The organism is Streptomyces sp. NPDC045846, assembly GCF_056431605.1.
Genome location: NZ_JBWKKJ010000008.1, coordinates 107,394 through 126,858 on the forward strand (window position 1 = coordinate 107,394; position 19,465 = coordinate 126,858).

Sequence of the window (19,465 nt, forward strand, 5' to 3'; positions counted from 1 at the left end):
GCTCGAAGGGCCCGCGCGCCGCCGCCCTGGGAGGACGAATGTCCCGCACCGCCCTGCGTATCTGCCCGCTCTGCGAAGCCACCTGCGGGCTGAGCCTCACCGTCGAGCAAGGGCGGGTCACCGGGGCCCGCGGCGACGCGGACGACGTGTTCAGCCGGGGCTTCATCTGCCCCAAGGGCGCCTCCTTCGCGGACATAGACAACGACCCCGACCGGCTCACCGGCCCGCTCGTGCGGCGCGACGGCCAGCTGGAGGAGGCGAGCTGGGCCGAGGCCTTCGACCTGATCGCGGCCCGGCTGCGGCCTGTGATCGAGCAGTACGGGCCCAACGCGGTCGGCGTCGTGCTCGGCAACCCCAATGTCCACACCATGGCCGGCGCCCTGTACCCGCCCGTCCTGCTCGGGGCGCTGCGCACCCGCAACCTCTTCACCGCGAGCACCCTGGACCAGATGCCCAAGCACGTCTCCAGCGGGCTGCTCTTCGGCGACCCGTTCGCCATCCCGGTGCCCGACCTCGACCGCACCGACCACCTGCTGCTGCTCGGCGCCAACCCGCTGGAATCCAACGGCAGTCTGTGCACCGCCCCCGACTTCCCCGGCAAGCTGAAGGCGCTGCGCAAGCGCGGTGGCACGCTCACCGTCGTCGACCCGCGCCGCACCCGTACCGCGAAGCTCGCCGACCGGCACGTCGCCATCCGGCCCGGCACCGACGCCCTGCTGCTCGCCTCGGTCGCCCAGGTGCTCTTCGAGGAGAAGCTCGTCGCGCCGGGCGCGCTGGAGCCACACCTGGAGGGGCTGGCCGAAGTGGCCGACGCGGTAGGGGAGTTCGCGCCCGAGGCGGTCGGCCCCGTGTGCGACGTGGACGCGGACGTCATCCGGGCCATCGCCCGCGAGCTGGCCGCCGCCCCCACCGCCGCCGTCTACGGCCGGATCGGCAGCTGCACCGTCGAGCACGGCACCCTGGCCAGCTGGCTCGTCGACGTGCTCAACGCCCTCACCGGCAACCTCGACCGGCCGGGCGGGGCGCTCTTCCCGCTCTCCGCCACCGACCGGGCGCCCCGCCCGGCGGGCCCCGGCAAGGGCTTCGCGCTGGGGCGCTGGCACAGCCGGGTCGGTGGGCACCCCGAGGCCAAGTCCGAACTGCCGCTCGCCGCCCTCGCCGAGGAGATCGAGACGCCGGGGGAGGGGCGGATCCGGGCGCTCATCGCCTCGGCCGCCAACCCGGTGCTCTCCGCACCCGACGGGGACCGGCTCGACCGGGCGCTGGCCGGGCTCGACTTCATGGTCAGCATCGACCCGTACCTGAACGAGACCTCCCTGCACGCCGACGTCGTGCTGCCCCCGCCGCCGCCCTCGCAGAGCGCGCACTTCGACTTCGCCTTCAACGGCTTCGCGGTCCGCAACCAGGTCCGCTACACCCGGCCCGCCGTCCCGCTCGCCGACGGGCGCATGGACGAGTGCGAGATCCACGCCCGGCTCGTGCTCGCGGCGACCGGCATGCACGGCGCGGCGCCCGACGCGGTGGACGCCCTGGTCATCGACGGCGCGCTCGCCAAGGCCGTGGCCGACCCGCGCTCACCCGTGCACGGCCGGGACGCCAAGGAGCTCGCCGCCCGGCTCACCGGCGTGAGCGGCCCCGAACGGCGCCTGGACCTCATGCTCCGGCTCGGCCCCTACGGCGACGGGTTCGGCGCCCGCCCCGACGGACTCACCCTGGACCGCGTGCTCTCGCGGCCCCACGGCATCGACCTCGGGCCCCTCGAACCCCGCCTCCCGCAGGTGCTCAGAACCCGCAGCGGACGGATCGAGCTGCTGCCCGCGCCGATCGCCGCCGACCTGCCCCGGCTGCGCGCCGCCCTGGAGGAGCGGCCCGACTCGCTGGTGCTCGTCGGCCGGCGCCATCTGCGTTCCAACAACAGCTGGCTGCACAACATCCCCGCCCTGAACGGCGGTTCCAACCGCTGCACCCTCCAGATCCACCCCGAGGACGCGGCCCGGCTGGGCCTCGCCGACGGGGCCGATGTGCGGATCACGGCGGACGGCGGAACCGTCGCGGCCCCGGTGGAGATCACCGACAGCGTGCGCAGGGGTGTCGTCAGCCTGCCGCACGGCTGGGGACACAGCAGGCCCGGCAGCCGCCTCGCCGTGGCCTCCGACCGCCCCGGCGTGAACGTCAACCAGCTCCTCGACGGATCGCGGATCGACCCCCTGTCGGGGACCTCGGTGCTCAACGGCTTCCCCGTCGACCTCGTACCCCTGTCGTGACCTGGAGTTTTGCTCGTATTGCTCAGGTGTCAACATCTTGTTAAGGATTGAAACGGCGACCTAACGTCATCCGCACCGCCAGCCCCTGGTGGAGTTCAAGGGTGAACGTTAGGTGTCCTCCATGCTGACCCTCCTCGGCTTCGGCATGATCGCGACCTTCCTGGTCCTGATCATGCTGAAGAAGATGTCGCCGATCGCGGCGCTGGTTCTGATCCCCGCTCTCTTCTGCGTCTTCGTCGGCAAGGGAGCCCATCTCGGCGACTACGTCATCAAGGGCGTCGGCTCGCTCGCGCCGACCGCCGCGATGCTCATGTTCGCGATCATCTACTTCGGCGTGATGATCGACGTGGGCCTCTTCGACCCGATCGTCCGGGGCATCCTGCGCTTCTGCAAGGCCGACCCGATGCGCGTGGTGGTGGGCACCGCGCTGCTCGCCGCGGTCGTCTCGCTCGACGGCGACGGCTCCACCACCTTCATGATCACCGTCTCGGCGATGTACCCGCTGTACAAGCGGCTCGGCATGAGCCTCGTCGTGATGACCGGCGTCGCCGCCACCGCCAACGGCGTGATGAACACGCTTCCCTGGGGCGGCCCCACGGCCCGCGCCGCGACCGCGCTCAAGCTGGACGCCTCCGACATCTTCGTGCCGATGATCCCCGCCCTGGCGGTCGGCCTGGTCGCGGTCCTCGTCCTCTCGTACGTGCTCGGCCTGCGCGAGCGCAAGCGCGTCGGCCACCTCTCCCTCGACCAGGTCCTGGAGCCGGAGGCGGAGACCGTTCTGGTCGGCGCCGGGGGCCCGGGCGAAGCCCCACGCGCGGCGAGCGGCGGCGCGGGTACGGCGGCCGGTGCGGGCGCCGCGCAGGACGACGACTTCCAGGGGCTCGACCCCGCGCGGGAGACCCTGCGGCCCGGCCTTTACTGGTTCAACGCGCTGCTCACCGTCGCACTGCTCACCTCCATGATCATGGAGTGGCTGCCGATCCCGGTGCTCTTCCTGATCGGCGCTGCTCTCGCGCTGACCGTCAACTTCCCGCGCGTCCAGGACCAGAAGGCCCGGATCGCCGCCCACGCCGACAACGTCGTCAACGTCTCCGGCATGGTCTTCGCCGCCGCCGTCTTCACGGGCGTCCTCAACGGCACCGGCATGGTCAGGCACATGGCCGACTGGCTCGTCGGCGTGGTGCCGGACAGCATGGGCTCCCAGATGGGCCTCGTCACCGGCCTGCTCAGCCTGCCGCTCACCTACTTCATGTCGAACGACGGCTTCTACTTCGGCGTGCTGCCCGTCCTCGCCGAGGCCGGTGCCGCGCACGGCGTCTCCCCGCTGGAGATCGCCCGCGCCTCGCTGGCCGGCCAGGCCCTGCACATGTCCAGCCCGCTGGTTCCCGCGGTGTACGTGCTGGTCGGCATGGCCAAGGTGGAGTTCGGCGACCATACCCGGTTCACCGTGAAGTGGGCGGCGCTCACCTGCCTGGTGGTCCTCGCCTCGGGCATCCTGTTCGGCATCATCTGACCGGGTCCCTCCTCCCCGGTCGCTCTCCGGCGCGGCACGTCCTTCGTGCCGCGCCGGCGGCCGTCGCGGCCGGTGGCCGAAGCGGGTGCCTGGCGGAGCGGCCCGGAGACCAGGAGGATGGCGCCGGTGGGGAAGCGGGGGCGCGGGCTCCCGGCTCCGCGGGCCGCCTCTGGCGCCCAAAAACTAACGGCGCTAGTTTAGGCGGCGGACGACACTGGCTCCGCTCGGGAGGATTGCGATGAAGGCCCACGACGGCATGTACATCGGCGGCGCGTGGCGGGCCGCCGCGGGCGGCGACACCATCGCGGTGGTGAACCCGGCCGACGAACAGGTCATCGGGCACGTCCCGGCCGGCACGGCCGAGGACGTCGACGCCGCGGTACGCGCCGCCCGCGCGGCCCTCCCGGCCTGGGCCGCGACCGCGCCCGCCGAGCGCGCGGCCCGGCTCGCGGCGCTGCGGGACCACCTGGTCGCGCGCAAGGACGAGATCGCCGAGACCATCAGCGCCGAGCTGGGCGCGCCGCCGTCCTTCGCCCAGGCCGTGCAGACGGGCCTGCCGATCGCGGTCGCCGGTTCGTACGCCGAGCTCGCCGCCTCGTACGCCTTCGAGGAGCGGATCGGGAACTCCACGGTCTACCAGGAGCCGGTCGGGGTCGTCGGCGCGATCACGCCCTGGAACTATCCGCTGCACCAGATCGTCAACAAGGTGGCACCTGCCCTGGCGGCGGGCTGCACGGTCGTCCTGAAGCCCGCGGAGGACACGCCCCTGACCGCGCAGCTCTTCGCCGAGGCGGTGCACGAAACCGGCCTGCCCGCCGGGGTGTTCAACCTGGTCACCGGGCTCGGCCCGGTCGCGGGCCAGGCGCTCGCCGGGCACGAGGGGGTCGACCTGGTCTCGTTCACCGGCTCGACCGCCGTCGGCCGGCAGATCGGCGCGACGGCGGGCGGCGCCGTCAAGCGCGTCGCCCTGGAGCTGGGCGGCAAGTCCGCCAACGTCATCCTGCCCTCCGCCGACCTCGCGAAGGCCGTCGGCGTGGGCGTCGCCAACGTGATGGCCAACTCCGGCCAGACGTGCAGCGCGTGGACGCGGATGCTGGTGCACGCCGACCAGTACGACGAGGCCGTCGAGCTGGCCTCGGCCGCCGCCGCCAAGTACACCGTCGGCGACCGCGTCGGCCCGCTGGTGAACGCCAAGCAGCTGGCGCGCGTGCGTGGCTACATCGAGAAGGGCGTCCAGGAAGGCGCGCGCATCGTCGTGGGCGGCGCCGAAGCACCCCTGGAACAGGGCTACTACGTCTCGCCGACCGTCTTCGCGGACGTCACCCCCGAGATGACCATCGCCCAGGAGGAGATCTTCGGCCCGGTCGTCTCGATCATCAAGTACGTGGACGAGGACGACGCGCTGCGGATCGCCAACGGCACCGTGTACGGCCTGGCGGGCGGGGTCTGGGCGGGCGACGAGGCGGAGGCCGTGGCCTTCGCGCGCCGCATGGACACCGGCCAGGTCGACATCAACGGGGGACGCTTCAACCCCCTCGCCCCGTTCGGCGGTTACAAGCAGTCGGGCGTGGGGCGCGAACTCGGCGTCCACGGTCTGACCGAGTACCTCCAGACCAAGTCGCTCCAGTTCTGAGACCGTCCGCCTTCCCCTCCCACCGCTCAGGAGTAACGCCCGCCATGGTTCGCGCCGCCGTACTGCCCGCCGTCGGCTCTCCGCTGGAGATCACCGACATCGACCTTCCCGAGCCGGGCCCCGGCCAGGTGCGGGTCCGCCTGGCCGCCGCCGGGGTCTGCCACTCCGACCTCTCGCTCACCAACGGCACCATGCGGGTCCCGGTCCCCGCCGTGCTCGGCCACGAGGGCGCGGGCACCGTCGTCTCCGTCGGCGAGGGGGTCACCTCGGTCGCCCCCGGCGCCGAGGTCGTCCTCAACTGGGCTCCGTCCTGCGGCAGTTGCCACCCCTGCTCGCTCGGCGAGGTGTGGCTCTGCGTCAACGCGCTGAACGGCGCGGCCTCGGTGTACGCGCGCACCGCCGACGGCGCCGAGCTCCACCCGGGTCTGAACGTGGCCGCGTTCGCCGAGGAGACCGTCGTCGCGGAGAACTGCCTCATCCCGCTCCCCGACGGCGTGCCGCTCACCGAGGCCGCGCTGCTCGGCTGCGCGGTCCTGACGGGATACGGGGCGATCCACCACTCGGCGCGGGTGCGTGCGGGCGAGACGGTCGCGGTGTTCGGCGTGGGCGGGGTGGGCCTGGCCACCCTCCAGTCGGCCAGGATCGCGGGTGCCGAGCGGATCATCGCCGTCGACGTGTCCCCCGCCAAGGAGGAGCTGGCGCGCGCCGCGGGCGCGACCGACTTCGTCGTCGCGTCCGGGACGACGGCCAAGGACATCCGGGGGCTGACCGGCGGTCAGGGCACGGACGTGGCCGTCGAGTGCGTGGGCCGCGCCGTGACCATCCGTACCGCCTGGGAGTCGACGCGGCGCGGCGGGCGCACCACGGTCGTCGGCATCGGCGGCAAGGACCAGCAGGTGACCTTCAACGCGCTGGAGATCTTCCACTGGGGCCGCACGCTGGCGGGTTGCGTGTACGGCAACTCCGACCCGGCGGCCGACGTTCCGGTCCTCGCCGAGCACATCCGGGCCGGGCGCCTCGACCTCGCCTCGATGGTGTCCGAGCGCATCGCCCTGGACGGCATCCCGGCCGCCTTCGACAACATGCTCGCGGGCAAGGGAGGCCGGGCGCTGGTGGTGTTCTAGCCGGACGCGGCTCAGCCGATCCGCTCCCCGGGGCTCGGCTCGCCCGCGTCCTCGGGGGCGGGCGGCACGGCCGCGGCGGCGGGCCCGGCCGCCACGGTGAGCCCGGCCGGGGAGCTCCGCCGCGGCCGGGACCGCGAAACCGCCACGCCCGCCAGGCAGATGGCGCCGCCGAGCAGCGTGAGCGCCCCGGGGATCTCGTCGAGCACCGCCCAGGACATCAGCACCACCAGGGCGGGCACCACGTAGGTGGTGGCGCCCATGCGGCTCGCCGAGGTGCGGGCCAGGGCGTACGCCCAGGTCGTGAACGCGAGGGCGGTCGGGAACACGCCCAGGTACAGCATGTTCAGGGTCGCCGAGACGGGCGCGTGCGAGGCGTCCGAGACCAGCTGCCCGCTGAACGGCAGGCAGGCCAGCGCTCCCACCAGGCAGCTGAAGAAGGTGACTTGGAGCGGGCTGCCGTGCCGCAGCGCGGGCTTCTGCAGGACGACTCCGGCCGCGTACGTGGCCGCCGCGGCCAGGCACAGCAGCACGCCGAGCACCGAGGCGTGCCCGTCGCCCGACATCGAGAGCCCCACCGCGACCGCGCCCGCGAACGAGACGGCCATGCCCGCGACCAGGCGCGGCGGCAGCGCCTCGCCGAGGAAGCGGGAGGCGAGCAGCGCCATGAGGATGGGGCCGACGTTCACGATCATCGCGGCGGTGCCCGCGTCGACCTGCCGCTCGCCCCAGTTGAGGACCACCATGTAGCAGGCGAACCACAGCACGCCCGAGGCCACGATGCCCGGCCAGGCGCCCTTCGGCGGCAGTCCCTCGCGGCGTATCAGCAGCAGGAGGCCGAGCACGAGCGCCCCGGAGAGTAGGCGGCCGAGGGCGAGGGCGCCGGGGGCATAGGCGTCGCCCGCGCTGCGGATCGCCACGAAGGCCGAGGCCCACAGCACGACGGAGACCGCCACGGCGGCCAGGGCGAGCCGAGCGGAACGGCGCTCGGGCGAGAAGTTCGTCAGGGTCATGCGAGGACAGTAGGCGCCCGGCGGCCCGGATCCGGCCGAATTATCGAGCGGGGTCCGCCGCCTCGGGGGCCGCCTGGCCGCACACCGTGCCGTACTGGATCGCGAGCCCGTCGAGCAGGGCCTGGAGCCCCGTCTCGAAGGCGCCCTCGTCGATCCGCTCCTGCCGCTCGGCGAGGAGGTGGGCCTGGCCCAGGTGCGGATAGTCGGCCGGGTCGTAGGCGCTCTCGTCGTCCACGAAGCCGCGGGCGAAGGAGCCGAGCGCCGAGCCCATGATGAAGTACCGCATCAGCGCGCCGATGCGGGTCGCCTGGGCGGGCGGCCAGCCCGCCGCCACCATCGCGCCGAACACCGCGTCCGCGAGCCGCAGACCGGCCGGGCGCCGGCCCGGGCCCTGGGCGAGGACCGGGACGATGTTGGGGTGGCGGGTGAGGACCGCGCGGTAGGCGCGGGCCCAGTCGTGCAGGGACGTACGCCAGTCGCGGTCGTCGTCCGCGTCGAACATCGACAGGTCGACCTGCGCCGATGTGGCGTCCGCGACGGCCTCCAGGATCTCGTCCTTGGTGCGGAAGTGGTTGTAGAGCGAGGGCCCGCTGACCCCCAGCTCGGCCGCGAGGCGCCGGGTCGAGACCGCGGCGAGGCCCTCCGCGTCCACGAGCGCGCTCGCCGCCGTGACGATGCGGTCGGTGCTCAGGAGGGGCTTGCGCGGTCGGGCCATGCGGCACATAGTAGGGCCTGCCAACCAAAAACTAGCAGTGGTAATTAAATCTGGGGTGCAGGGAACATGAACCTGGAGCTGAGCGAGGAACAGGCGGCCGTCCGGCAGCTCGCCGAGGAGTTCGTCGGCCGCGAGATCACCCCGCACGTCGTCGAGTGGGACCGCTCCGAGAACGTCGACAGGTCGATCGTGAAGAAGCTGGGCTCGCTCGGCTTCCTCGGCCTCACCATCGACGAGGAGTACGGCGGCTCCGGCGGCGACCACCTCGCCTACTGCCTGGTGACGGAGGAGCTCGGCCGCGGCGACTCCTCGGTCCGCGGCATCGTCTCGGTCTCCCTCGGCCTGGTCACCAAGACGATCGCGTCCTGGGGCGACGAGGAGCAGAAGCGCGCCTGGCTGCCCCGGCTCACCTCCGGCGACGCGCTCGGCTGCTTCGGCCTCACCGAGCCGGGCACCGGTTCGGACGCGGGCAACCTGTCCACGCGGGCCGTCCGGGACGGCGCCTCGGGGGACTGGGTGATCAACGGCTCCAAGATGTTCATCACCAACGGCACCTGGGCCGACGTGGTGCTGCTCTTCGCCCGCACCAACGACACCCCGGGCCACCGGGGCGTCTCGGCGTTCCTCGTCCCCACCGACACCCCGGGCCTGACCCGCCGCACCATCCACGGCAAGCTCGGCCTGCGGGGCCAGGCGACCGCCGAGCTCGTGCTCGACGACGTACGGGTCCCGGCGGGCGCGCTCCTCGGCCCGGAGGGCAAGGGGTTCTCCCTGGCCATGTCGGCGCTCGCCAAGGGGCGGATGTCGGTCGCGGCCGGCTGCGTGGGCATCGCGCAGGCCGCCCTCGACGCGGCCGTCCGCTACGCCGGGGAGCGCGAGCAGTTCGGCAAGCCGATCGCCCACTACCAGCTCGTCCAGGAGCTGATCAGCGACATCTCGGTGGACGTGGACGCGGCCCGGCTGCTCACCTGGCGGGTGGCCGATCTCATCGACCGGGGCCAGGAGTTCGCGACCGCCGCCTCCAAGGCCAAGCTGTTCGCCTCCGAGGCCGCGGTGCGCTCGGCCAACAACGCCCTCCAGGTCTTCGGCGGCTACGGCTACATCGACGAGTACCCGGTCGGGAAGCTGCTGCGCGACGCCCGCGTGATGACCCTCTACGAGGGCACCAGCCAGATCCAGAAGCTCATCATCGGCCGTGCGGAGACGGGGGTTTCGGCGTTCTGACCGCGGTGGGCGCCTGAGTACGCCCTGAGTACGCGAGCGGATGTGGCACGCGCCACATCCGCTCCATGCTGTCGGTCATGAGTGAGACACCGGTCAAGCAGCAGAACACCGCGGCCTACTACGGACAGGCCGTCGCCGCCTTCGCGGTCGCGCTCGTCGCCACCGCCATCGGCATCCTCCGCCTCCAGGCGGACGCCTGGGTCCGCGCCTTCCTCGGCATCGCGGTCCTCTACCTCGTCACCTCCGCCTTCACGCTGGCCAAGGTGGTCCGCGACCGCCAGGAGGCCGGGCAGATCGTCAGCCGGGTCGACCAGGCCCGGCTGGAGAAGCTCCTCGCCGAGCACGACCCGTTCCAGAAGCTCTAAGCGCTTGCTCACCCTCGGGGTATGGTGTTCGTCCCGCCGAACGCGGGCGCTGACGGACGAGAGGGGCGAGCGATGGGCACGGCTGACGTGACCGAGGAGACGGCCGGCGGCGAGGAGAAGCCGTGGGGCGAGGTCACGCCCGAGGCCGCCAGGAGGCTGCTCGTCGCCGCCGTCGAGGCCTTCGCCGAGCGCGGCTACCACGCCACCACGACCCGGGACATCGCGGGCCGGGCCGGCATGAGCCCGGCCGCGCTCTACATCCACTACAAGACCAAGGAAGAGCTGCTCCACCGGATCAGCCGGATCGGCCACGACAAGGCGCTGGAGATCCTCCGGTCCGCGGCCGAGGGCGAGGGGAGTGCCGCCGAGCGGCTCTCCGCCGCGGTGCGCTCCTTCGTCCGCTGGCACGCGGGCCACCACATGACGGCCCGCGTCGTCCAGTACGAACTCGACGCGCTCGGTGCGGAGCACCGCACCGAGATCGTGGAACTGCGCCGGCGGAGCGACGCGGCGGTGCGCCGCATCCTCAACGACGGTGTGGCGGCGGGCGAGTTCGACGTGCCCGACGCGCCGGGCACCACGCTCGCCGTGCTCTCGCTCTGCATCGACGTGGCCCGCTGGTTCAACACCGAGGGCCGCCGCACGCCCGACGAGGTCGGCGCGCTCTACGCCGACCTCGTGCTGCGCATGGTGGGGGTCCAGAAATAGCGGACCCGGCCGCGCCAGGAGGCGGGGCCGGGAGCGTACGGAAGAGACCGGGGGCGTGCTCAGAAGAAGTAGCGCGAGACCGACTCCGCCACGCACACCGGCTTGTCGCCGCCCTCGCGCTCGACGGTGACCTTAGCCGTGACCTGGACGCCGCCGCCCGCCTCCGCGACGTCCGTGAGCACGGCGGTCGCGCGCAGCCGCGAGCCGACCGGCACGGGGGAGGGGAAGCGGACCTTGTCGGTGCCGTAGTTGATGCCCATCTTCATGCCCTCGACCCGCAGCACCTGCGGCACCAGGGTCGGCAGCAGCGACAGGGTGAGATAGCCGTGCGCGATGGTCGTCCCGAAGGGGCCGGCCGCCGCCCGCTCCGGGTCGACGTGGATCCACTGGTGGTCGCCGGTGGCGTCGGCGAACAGGTCGATCCGCTTCTGGTCGATCTCCAGCCAGTCGCTGTGCCCGAGCTGCTCGCCCACCCCGGCCTTCAGCTCCTCGGCGGACGTGAAGATCCTCGGCTCTGCCATGTCCCTGGTACCTGCCTCTCGCGACGCTCTCGCCGTCATGGAAAGCACATCCGCAAGCACCTGTCCAAGCGCTTGCTCAGCTAGCTCAGCATGGTTGGGGCCGCCGGTCCTGTCAACGACGTACGGGCGGAGCGGACGGGCCCGCCGGGGGCTGGGCGAAGGCGCGGCGAAGGCGCAGTAGGGTTCGAGGAGTGCCGCAGATTCCAGAGAAGATCCACGAGCTCACGGTCGGGCAGCTGTCCGCGCGCAGCGGGGCCGCGGTGTCCGCCCTGCACTTCTACGAGTCCAAGGGCCTGATCACCAGTCGCCGGACCTCGGGCAACCAGCGCCGCTACGGCCGGGACACCCTGCGCCGCGTGGCCTTCATACGGGCCGCCCAGCGCGTCGGCATCCCGCTGGCCACGATCCGGGACGCCCTCGCGGAGCTGCCCGAGGAGCGCACGCCCACCAAGGAGGACTGGGCCCGCCTGTCCGAGAACTGGCGTGCCGAACTCGACCGCCGCATCACCCAGTTGGCCAGGCTGCGCGACCACCTCTCGGACTGCATCGGCTGCGGCTGCCTGTCCCTGGACAACTGCGTCCTGTCCAACCCCGACGACGTCTTCGGCAACAGCCTGACCGGCTCCCGGCTGCTGGCCGAGCGCAAGGCCTGAGCGGCCCGGCCCCGCCTACCCGCGCTCCAGCGCCGCCCTCACCAACTGGGCGTTGGAATCCGCGCGTTCGCCGTCCGGCAGCACCAGCACGTCCTCCAGGCCTATGCGGGTGTCGAGCCCCAGCCCGCGCGCCAGACGCAGCACCGGCCAGGTGCCCTCGTCCTGGCTGTGCAGGAGCACGGGCCTGCCGTGCGCGGCGCCCAGCTCGGCGAGGAGGGCGCGGGCGGCCTGCTCCGCGGCCCCGGCGGGTGCCCCCATCACCTCGGCGAGGACGCGCAACACCCGTGGCCCGTACGGGGAGGCGAGGAAGCGGCGGGCGGCGGGGGTGCCGGACCAGATGCCCGCCTCGATGCCCACGCCCCGCTCCAGCAGGGCGGCCGCCACCTCGTCGGCGCCCTCCTCGTGCCAGTTGACCGAGGCGTAGTCGGGCAGCACCGTCCAGGACCTCACGCGCTCCGCGCGGCGCGCCGGATCGGGCTCGGCCCAGGCGCCCGTGGTCACCCCGACCGGCACCGACACCGCGGCCCGTATCGCCTCAAGTGCCGGGCCCACCACGCGCGGTGAGAGCGAGTCGCTGCCGCAGGGGGTCTTGGGGTGGACGTGGACCTCCGCCGCACCGGCGGCCACGGCCGCTGCCGCGGACCGGGCGAGGGCGGCCGGGGTCAGCGGCACCGCCACGCCGTCCTGAGCACTTCGTACGCCGTTCAGACAGACCTGGATCATGCGTCGATGGTGCCAGAGCCCACTGACACCGAGGGGTCCGATGCCCGCGCGAGGGGCGCCGACAACGCGGGGGAGAGTCGGCTCGCCCCCGCGCCGCTCACGCCACCGATGCCAGTTCTCCGCGCCGTGCCGCCTTGGCCCGCGTCAGTGCCTCGGAGGTCAGCACCGGCCGCGGCACCAGAATCCCGCAGCCCGAGCAGACCGGCCCGAACCACGGCTCGTGGGACAGGTCCTGGTTCCACACCAGTCGGCTTCCCCCGCACACCGGGCACACCGCGCCGGGTGCGGCCCGCAGCGCCGCGATCATGCGGCGGAGCACCTCGGCCAGCGGCTCGGTGGGATGCGTACCGGGATCGTCGCACCACGCCACCCCGAAACCGCCCCAGGTGCGCCGGTGCCAGTCGTCGAAGGAGCCCGGGCGGCGCAGCCCCGCGTGCTTCTCACGCTTCCTGCGCGCCGCGAACTCCACTTCATAGGCGAGCCAGACGGCCCTGGCCGCCTCCAGCTCCTCCAGTGCGGCCACCAGCCGCCCCGGATCGGGGGCCCGGTCCTCGGGCCCGATGCGGTGCCTGCCGCACAGGTGGTCCCAGGTCGCCCGATGCCCGTACGGGGCGAACCTCTCCAGACACTTGCGCAGCGAATAGCGCCGCAACGCGAGATCGTTCCTCGGGTCGCGCACCTGTCTCGCCAGACTGCGGAATCCAGCCATGGCCCTGCCACCTCCGTCGCTCGTACTTCGGCGTCGAGGAATGGACGTACCGGAAGGCGATCCGGCTCCATCGAATTTCCGATGGCGTCCATTACGGGGGATTCGCCTACCCTGTCCCAACCGTTGGAATCCGATTCTCATGAACTCCTCAGAACGTGGCGCGTATGGACCGGTCACCCCGCCGACCTGCTGGAACGACCGACGTGCCCGGTGACGACCAGGTCAGGGAGCGTGCTCGGGGCGGCGGGAGAGCGGGCCCACCGGCTCATCCGGAATCCCTTCAACCGGTAGGGCCACCATGGTCACTTGGGGCGCAACCTCACGATCCGTATTCGCCCGCCCCACATAACCCTGCGAAGGCCGGAAGGAATACGCGTGCCGACGGAGGCCGAAAGGGCACAGCTGCCGGTGATGTTCCGCCGTGATCGCGGAGCCGGTCGGGCGGGTGTGTGGGGATTCGGAGAAGGTGACGGCTGTTCACCTTACGGCGCGGCGTACCCCCCAGTAGCCTCCCGCGCATCGGCCCCCACTAGGAGCGCGCATGCGACGACGCACCGCAAGGCCCACAACCTCCGTCACCACCAGCAGACTTCGACGCATGGCGGGCATCGGCCGCGGCAGAGCCGCCGCCTGCGCCGCCACCGTCATCGCCCTCTCCGCGGCCCTGCTCGGCCCCGCCGTCCCGGCCGGCGCCGCCGAGCCCGCGGACGGGGACCACTGCCAGGGGCAGTGCTCCGACATCCTGCCGCCCGGCGCGAACGGCAACGCCACCCTCGTCGAGATCCTCGGCAACAAGATGTTCGGGACCCACCCCGCGCACAGCGACGACGAACTCGGCAAGTACGACGCCCTGGTGGCGGGCCAGTCCTCGCTCACCGACGACAAGCTCAACTCCTTCTTCAACGACGCCTCCTTCGGCGTGCCCGCAGGCCAGGCGGAGTCGGCCACCTCACCCCGCCCCGACGTCACCATCACCCGCGACAAGGCGACCGGCGTGCCGCACATCAAGGGCAGCACGCGCTACGGCACCGAGTACGGCGCGGGGTACGCGGCCGGGCAGGACCGGCTCTGGCTGATGGACCTCTTCCGGCACATCGGACGCGGCGAGCTCACCTCCTTCGCGGGCGGCGCCCTCGCCAACCAGGGGCTGGAGCAGGAGTTCTGGCCGCAGGCCCCGTACACCGAGGCCGATCTCCAGGCGCAGGTCGACCGCATTCGCACGACCAACGGCGCCCGCGGCGAACAGGCCATGGCCGACGCCCAGGCCTACGTCGACGGCATCAACGCCTACGCCAAGCAGGCCAAGGACGGCCGCTACTTCCCCGGCGAATATGTCCTGACCGGCAAGATCGACGCCATCACGAACGTCGGGGAGATCCAGCCCTTCAAGCTCACCGACCTGATCGCGCTCGCCTCCGTGGTGGGCGGCCTCTTCGGCGGCGGCGGGGGCGGTGAGGTGCAGGCCGCGCTCTCGCTCCAGGCCGCCCAGGCCAAGTACGGCGTCGCCGAGGGCACCCGGGTCTGGGAGTCCTTCCGCGAGCGCGACGACCCCGAGGCCGTGCTCACCGTGCACGACGGCACCAGCTTCCCGTACGCGGGCAAACCCGCCAACGCCCAAGGCGCCGCGATGCCCGACCCCGGCTCGGTCGTGCCCGAACAGCTCGTCTACGACCGCACCGGCTCGGCGAACACGAACGCCAAGGCCGACGTGAAGGTGCCCCCGAAACTGGCACCGCTCAAGGGCAGGTACGACAGCGGCGCGCTGCCCGGCATCGACCTCGGCAAGCCGCGCGGCATGTCCAACGCCCTCGTCGTGTCCGGCTCGCACACCGCGAGCGGCAACCCCGTGGCGGTGTTCGGCCCCCAGACCGGCTACTTTGCGCCGCAGCTGCTGATGCTCCAGGAGATCCAGGGTCCAGGCATCAGCGCCCGGGGCGCCTCCTTCGCCGGGGTCGGCATGTACGTCCAGCTCGGCCGCGGCCAGGACTACGCCTGGTCGGCCACCTCCGCGGGCCAGGACATCACCGACACGTACGCCGTGGAGCTCTGTCAGGACGCGACCCACTACCTCTACCGGGGCGTGTGCACCCCGATGGAGAAGCTGGAGAAGACCAACTCCTGGAAGCCGACCGTCGCCGACACCACCGCGGCCGGTTCCTACCGCATGCAGGTGTGGCGCACCGACTACGGCATCGTCACCGCCCGCGCCACCGTCGGCGGCAAGGCCGTCGCGTACACCTCGCTGCGCTCCACCTACCGGCACGACGCCGACTCGATCATCGGCTTCCAGATGATGAACGACCCCTCCTACGTGAAGGACGCCAAGACCTTCCAGGAGGCGGCCCAGCACGTCGACTACACCTTCAACTGGTTCTACGCGGACTCCCGCACCGCCGCCTACTACAACAGCGGCCTCAACCCGGTCCGCGACCCGGACGTCGACCCGTCGCTCCCCGTCAAGGCCGAGCAGGCCTACGAGTGGCAGGGCTTCGACCCCGCGGCCAACACGGCGGCCTACACCCCGCCCGCCCAGCACCCCCAGTCGGTCGGCCAGGACTACTACGTGTCCTGGAACAACAAGCAGGCCAAGGACTACTCCACGGCCGGGTTCGGCGACGGCTCCGTGCACCGCGCCAACCTCCTCGACGACCGGGTGAAGGCGCTGGTCGCCCAGGGCGGGGTCACCCGCTCCTCGCTCACCCGCGCCATGGCCCAGGCCGCCGTCACCGACCTGCGCGGCGAGGACGTGCTGCCCGAGCTCCTCAAAGTGCTGCGCAGCGCACCCATTACCGACCCGCAACTGGCCACCGCCGTACAGCAGTTGGAGTCGTGGCGAGCGGACGGCAGCCAGCGCCGCGAGACCTCGCAGGGCTCGCACACCTACACCCACCCCGACGCGGTGCGGCTGATGGACGCCTGGTGGCCGCTGCTGGTCGAGGCCGAGTTTCGGCCAGGGCTCGGCGACCCGCTCTACAACGCTCTGACCACCAACCTCGGCATCGACGAAGCGCCCTCGGCCGGGCGCGGCCCGACCGGCTCGCACGCCGGGTCCGCCTTCCAGTACGGCTGGTGGAGCTACGCCGACAAGGACCTGCGGACGGTCCTCGGCGAGCCGGTCCAGGGGCCGCTCGCCCGCGCCTACTGCGGCGACGGCAAGCTCGACGCCTGCCGCGACAGCCTGCTCGGCGCGCTCAAGCAGGCCGCCGCCAAGACCCCGGCCCAGGTCTACCCGGGGGACGCCGGCTGCCAGGCCGGTGACCAGTGGTGCGCCGACAGCATCGTGCAGCGCCCGCTCGGCGGCATCACCCAGTCCGCGGTCAACTGGCAGAACCGGCCGACCTATCAGCAGGTCGTCGAGTTCCCCAGCCACCGCTAGGACGCCTGCGGCCGCGGGTCAGGTCCTGATGATCCGGCCCGCGGCCAGCACCACCCGGGCCAGTTCGCTGTGGCAGATGTCGCTGTGCGCGCCGGCGGGCGGCCCGCCGTCCTTCACCACCGCGGCCGCGTCGACGCTGACGCAGCCCGAGTCGGGCACCCCGTCGCGCAGTGCCTCGGCGAGCGTGAGCGTGGTGCAGGGGCTGACGGCCTGGATGCCGTCGTGGCCGACCGCCCACCACCGCCGGTCGAGGCCGGGCAGCTCGCTCGCGTAGTCCCCGGACAGCGCGGAGGCCAGCGGATAGATGATGCCGAGCGCGGTGTCGAAGCGCGAGTAGCACGAGACCACCGGGCCGTCGACCCGGGCCTGCGCGTCGCTCAGCGCACCCGCCCCCGCGAGGCCGTCCGGCAGCCGCTCGGCGAAGGCGTAGTGCGAGAAGGCCCCTTCGAGCAGCGTCACCGACTTCACGTTGCGCGCGCCCGCCGGCAGCCCCCTCAGGGCGAACGCGACGACCCGCGCGCCCTGGCTGTGGCCCACCAGATGTATCCGCAACTCCGGGCGCTCCGAGGCGAGTTGGCCGAGCAGCGGACCGAGGCCGAGCTGGCCCACCGTGCCCGCCCGGTGCTTCATCTCGTAGTAGGTCGTCTGGCGCAGCACCTCCTTCGCGCCGTCCCAGAGGTGCTTGAGGGAGCCGCCGATCGAGAACGAGGGCGCGGGCGGTCCCGGTTGCACGGCCATGCCGGTCTCGGCCAGCGCGGCCGTGAACCTCTGGCACAGGTCCAGGGTTCCGTCCGTCAGGAGCGCGGGGGAGGCGCCGGGGCCGTCCTCCAGCGCGAGGTCGCCGACGGCTCCGGGTCCGCCCGCCGACGCCGTCACCAACTGCCGGGTCAGGCGCCCGAAGTCGTTGAACGCGTCCTCGGAGTCCGGCTGTTGGGCGAGGTAGGAGGCGATGCGGTCGACGGTCGCGTCCTGGCCGGGGAAGAACCCCTTGAGCGCCGACACGGTCGCGTCGTCGAGCCCGGGGCCACGGGCGAGCGCCGTGTGGGGATAGTCCGGGACGGTCTCGTCGGTGAAGCGGATCGACGGCCAGATGATGCCGCCGTAGCCGAGCCGCACCTGGGGCGCGTCGGCGAGCAGTGCGGGGAAGGCGGCGAAGAAGGCCTGGTACAGGCTTCTGGCCGCCGACGGGGTGTTGTTCCAGCCGTGGCAGAACAGGACCAGATCCGTGGCGTCCACCCCGCTGAGCGCGGTGCGCTCGGCGGGGTTCGCGTCGCCGTCCGCGTCGAAGGTGATCTCCCAGTACGGCTCGACCCCGATGTCCGTTGTCATGGCCCGACCTCCGGTCCGCTCGACGATGAGCGTCCCCATCGTCCCGCCGGAGGGCGGAACCGGCCATACGCGGGACGGGGTCAGGTCCGGGTGCGCCGCGGTCCGGCTCAGCGGTACATCAGGTACTTCCGGCGTACGTCCCTGAACGCGGCGAGCCCCGGCTGCCAGGCGGCCACGATCTCGTCCGTCCCGGCGCCCGCGTCGATCATCGTGCGCACCAGGGCCGAGCCGGTGAGGTGGTCGATCCAGTGGTCGGCGCGCCAGGCGAAGCCGCTCCACACCCGCTTCGCGGTCACCAGGAGCGCGATCCCGGTGCGCACCGGGTCGTACGACTCCCGGTCGTGGACGTGCAGTTGGACTCCGCCGACGGTCTTCCCCTGGAACTTGGAGAACGTCGGGGCGAAGTACGCCTCGCGGAACCGGACGCCGGGCAGGGCGAGCGCGTCGAGCGCCGCCGCCCACCGGCCGTCGATCCCCTCCGCGCCGAGCAGTTCGAACGGCCGGGTCGTACCCCGCCCCTCGGACAGGTTCGTGCCCTCGAAGAGACAGGTGCCGGAGTAGACCAGCGCGGTGTCCGGCGTGGGCATGTTGGGGCTCGGCGGCACCCACGGCAGGCCGGTGGCGTCGAAGAACGCCGAGCGCCGCCAGCCGGACATCCCGACGGTCGTCGGCCGCACCTTCCCGCCGAGGAACTCGGCGTCGAAGAGGCGGGCGAGTTCGGCCGCCGTCATGCCGTGCGCCTGCGCGATGGGCCTGCGTCCCACGAACGTCGCGAACGCGGGGTCGAGGACCGGCCCGTACGCCGCCCGCCCGGTCACCGGGTTGGGCCGGTCCAGGACGACGAACCGCTTGCCCGCGAGGGCCGCCGCCTCCATGCAGTCGTAGAGCGTCCAGATGTAGGTGTAGAAGCGCGCGCCGACGTCCTGGATGTCGAAGACCACCGTGTCCACGCCCGAGGCGGTGAAGACGTCCGCGAGGGCCCGGCCGCTCTTCGTGTACGTGTCGTACACCGGGAGCCCGGTCGCCGGATCGTCGTAGCGGCCCTCGGAGCCGCCCGCCTGGGCGGTGCCGCGGAAGCCGTGTTCCGGGCCGAAGACGGCGACGAGGCGCACGCGGGGGTCGGCGTGCATGACGTCCACGATGTGCCGTACGTCCTGGGTGACGCCGGTCGGGTTGGTGACCACGCCCACCTTCTGTCCCGCCAGGGTCGCGTAGCCGTCGGCGGCCAGGCGGGCGAAGCCGGTGCGGAGGGGGTGGGGGTGGTCGTCCGCCGCCCGCGCCCGCGCCCGGGCCGGGGCCGCGGCCGTCAGGGCTCCGGCCGCCGCCGTGCCCGCGAGCAGGCTCCGTCTGGACAGGTTCATCCGTGCGCCTCCGGGTGTCGTAGGGGCGGGTTCGTGCGCACGCTAGCGGGCCGTGAGGCTCGGCGGAACCAGCGACTCGGCGGAGTCGCCTCCGTGGGCGCGGGTGGGCTGACCGAGCCCCTGGGGCCCCCACCCCGCCCCTCCCCTAAACCCTCCGGGGGTGAAGGGCGTTCCTGGGGGCTCCGCCCCCAGACCCCCGTTCGCGCCTGAACGGCGCTCGTCCTCAATCGCCGGACG

16 protein-coding genes are annotated in these 19,465 nt (G+C 72.6%); 9 read left to right on the forward strand and 7 right to left on the reverse strand.

All coding sequences use genetic code 11. The features are described from left to right. Positions 1 to 38: 38 nt before the first annotated feature. From AC07F3_RS23120 to AC07F3_RS23135, 4 genes are all read left to right on the forward strand, one after another. On the forward strand, positions 39 to 2,264 hold the full coding sequence (locus tag AC07F3_RS23120; protein WP_479116365.1) for a molybdopterin oxidoreductase family protein: 2,226 nt from the start codon (positions 39 to 41) through the stop codon (positions 2,262 to 2,264). A 121-nt stretch (positions 2,265 to 2,385) separates the two neighbouring features. Continuing rightward, positions 2,386 to 3,777: a CitMHS family transporter gene (locus AC07F3_RS23125; protein WP_479116366.1), complete on the forward strand. Its 1,392-nt coding sequence runs from the start codon at positions 2,386 to 2,388 to the stop codon at positions 3,775 to 3,777. Positions 3,778 to 4,015: 238 nt separating this feature from the next. Next, the gene (locus AC07F3_RS23130) at positions 4,016 to 5,410 is read left to right on the forward strand and encodes an aldehyde dehydrogenase family protein (RefSeq protein WP_479116367.1); all 1,395 of its coding nucleotides are present in this window, start codon (positions 4,016 to 4,018) and stop codon (positions 5,408 to 5,410) included. Positions 5,411 to 5,454: 44 nt separating this feature from the next. Continuing rightward, positions 5,455 to 6,534, forward strand: coding sequence for a Zn-dependent alcohol dehydrogenase (locus AC07F3_RS23135; protein ID WP_479116368.1), 1,080 nt, complete (start codon positions 5,455 to 5,457; stop codon positions 6,532 to 6,534). Positions 6,535 to 6,545: 11 nt separating this feature from the next. Here AC07F3_RS23135 and AC07F3_RS23140 read toward each other — a convergent pair whose 3' ends face one another. Both AC07F3_RS23140 and AC07F3_RS23145 read right to left on the reverse strand, forming a co-directional pair. Then, positions 6,546 to 7,544 carry a DMT family transporter gene (locus tag AC07F3_RS23140; protein ID WP_479116369.1) on the reverse strand — a complete coding sequence of 333 codons (999 nt, stop codon included), beginning with the start codon at positions 7,542 to 7,544 and terminating at the stop codon, positions 6,546 to 6,548. 40 nt (positions 7,545 to 7,584) lie between these two features. Then, positions 7,585 to 8,268 carry a TetR/AcrR family transcriptional regulator gene (locus AC07F3_RS23145; protein ID WP_479116646.1) on the reverse strand — a complete coding sequence of 228 codons (684 nt, stop codon included), beginning with the start codon at positions 8,266 to 8,268 and terminating at the stop codon, positions 7,585 to 7,587. A 57-nt stretch (positions 8,269 to 8,325) separates the two neighbouring features. On the opposite strand from AC07F3_RS23145, the gene AC07F3_RS23150 reads away from it, so the two are divergent. The 3 genes from AC07F3_RS23150 (at position 8,326) to AC07F3_RS23160 (ending at position 10,556) form a co-directional block, all read left to right on the forward strand. Continuing rightward, on the forward strand, positions 8,326 to 9,483 hold the full coding sequence (locus tag AC07F3_RS23150) for an acyl-CoA dehydrogenase family protein (protein WP_479116370.1): 1,158 nt from the start codon (positions 8,326 to 8,328) through the stop codon (positions 9,481 to 9,483). Positions 9,484 to 9,560: 77 nt separating this feature from the next. Next, positions 9,561 to 9,848: a YiaA/YiaB family inner membrane protein gene (locus AC07F3_RS23155; protein WP_114040119.1), complete on the forward strand. Its 288-nt coding sequence runs from the start codon at positions 9,561 to 9,563 to the stop codon at positions 9,846 to 9,848. Positions 9,849 to 9,920: 72 nt separating this feature from the next. Continuing rightward, positions 9,921 to 10,556: a TetR/AcrR family transcriptional regulator gene (locus AC07F3_RS23160; protein WP_479116371.1), complete on the forward strand. Its 636-nt coding sequence runs from the start codon at positions 9,921 to 9,923 to the stop codon at positions 10,554 to 10,556. Positions 10,557 to 10,615: 59 nt separating this feature from the next. Here AC07F3_RS23160 and AC07F3_RS23165 read toward each other — a convergent pair whose 3' ends face one another. Then, entirely contained in the window at positions 10,616 to 11,077 is a 462-nt protein-coding gene (locus AC07F3_RS23165; RefSeq protein WP_479116372.1) for a MaoC family dehydratase, read from the reverse strand. 191 nt (positions 11,078 to 11,268) lie between these two features. Between AC07F3_RS23165 and soxR the strand changes: the two genes are divergently transcribed. Further along, positions 11,269 to 11,730, forward strand: coding sequence for a redox-sensitive transcriptional activator SoxR (gene soxR, locus AC07F3_RS23170; protein WP_479116373.1), 462 nt, complete (start codon positions 11,269 to 11,271; stop codon positions 11,728 to 11,730). 15 nt (positions 11,731 to 11,745) lie between these two features. On the opposite strand, the gene AC07F3_RS23175 is transcribed toward soxR, so the two are convergent. Further along, a complete protein-coding gene (locus tag AC07F3_RS23175; RefSeq protein WP_479116374.1) occupies positions 11,746 to 12,453 on the reverse strand; it encodes a 3-keto-5-aminohexanoate cleavage protein in 708 nt (235 codons plus the stop codon). Between the two features lie 97 nt (positions 12,454 to 12,550). Continuing rightward, positions 12,551 to 13,162, reverse strand: coding sequence for a hypothetical protein (locus tag AC07F3_RS23180; RefSeq protein ID WP_479116375.1), 612 nt, complete (start codon positions 13,160 to 13,162; stop codon positions 12,551 to 12,553). A 598-nt stretch (positions 13,163 to 13,760) separates the two neighbouring features. Here AC07F3_RS23180 and AC07F3_RS23185 point away from each other — a divergent pair. After that, a complete protein-coding gene (locus AC07F3_RS23185; RefSeq protein ID WP_479116376.1) occupies positions 13,761 to 16,538 on the forward strand; it encodes a penicillin acylase family protein in 2,778 nt (925 codons plus the stop codon). Between the two features lie 18 nt (positions 16,539 to 16,556). Here AC07F3_RS23185 and AC07F3_RS23190 read toward each other — a convergent pair whose 3' ends face one another. Together AC07F3_RS23190 and AC07F3_RS23195 are read right to left on the reverse strand one after the other, a co-directional pair. After that, positions 16,557 to 17,867: a serine-threonine protein kinase gene (locus AC07F3_RS23190; RefSeq protein ID WP_479116377.1), complete on the reverse strand. Its 1,311-nt coding sequence runs from the start codon at positions 17,865 to 17,867 to the stop codon at positions 16,557 to 16,559. A 107-nt stretch (positions 17,868 to 17,974) separates the two neighbouring features. After that, positions 17,975 to 19,228 (reverse strand): exo-beta-N-acetylmuramidase NamZ family protein, encoded by a 1,254-nt coding sequence (locus AC07F3_RS23195; RefSeq protein ID WP_479116378.1) that lies wholly within the window; start codon positions 19,226 to 19,228, stop codon positions 17,975 to 17,977. Positions 19,229 to 19,465 lie beyond the last annotated feature (237 nt).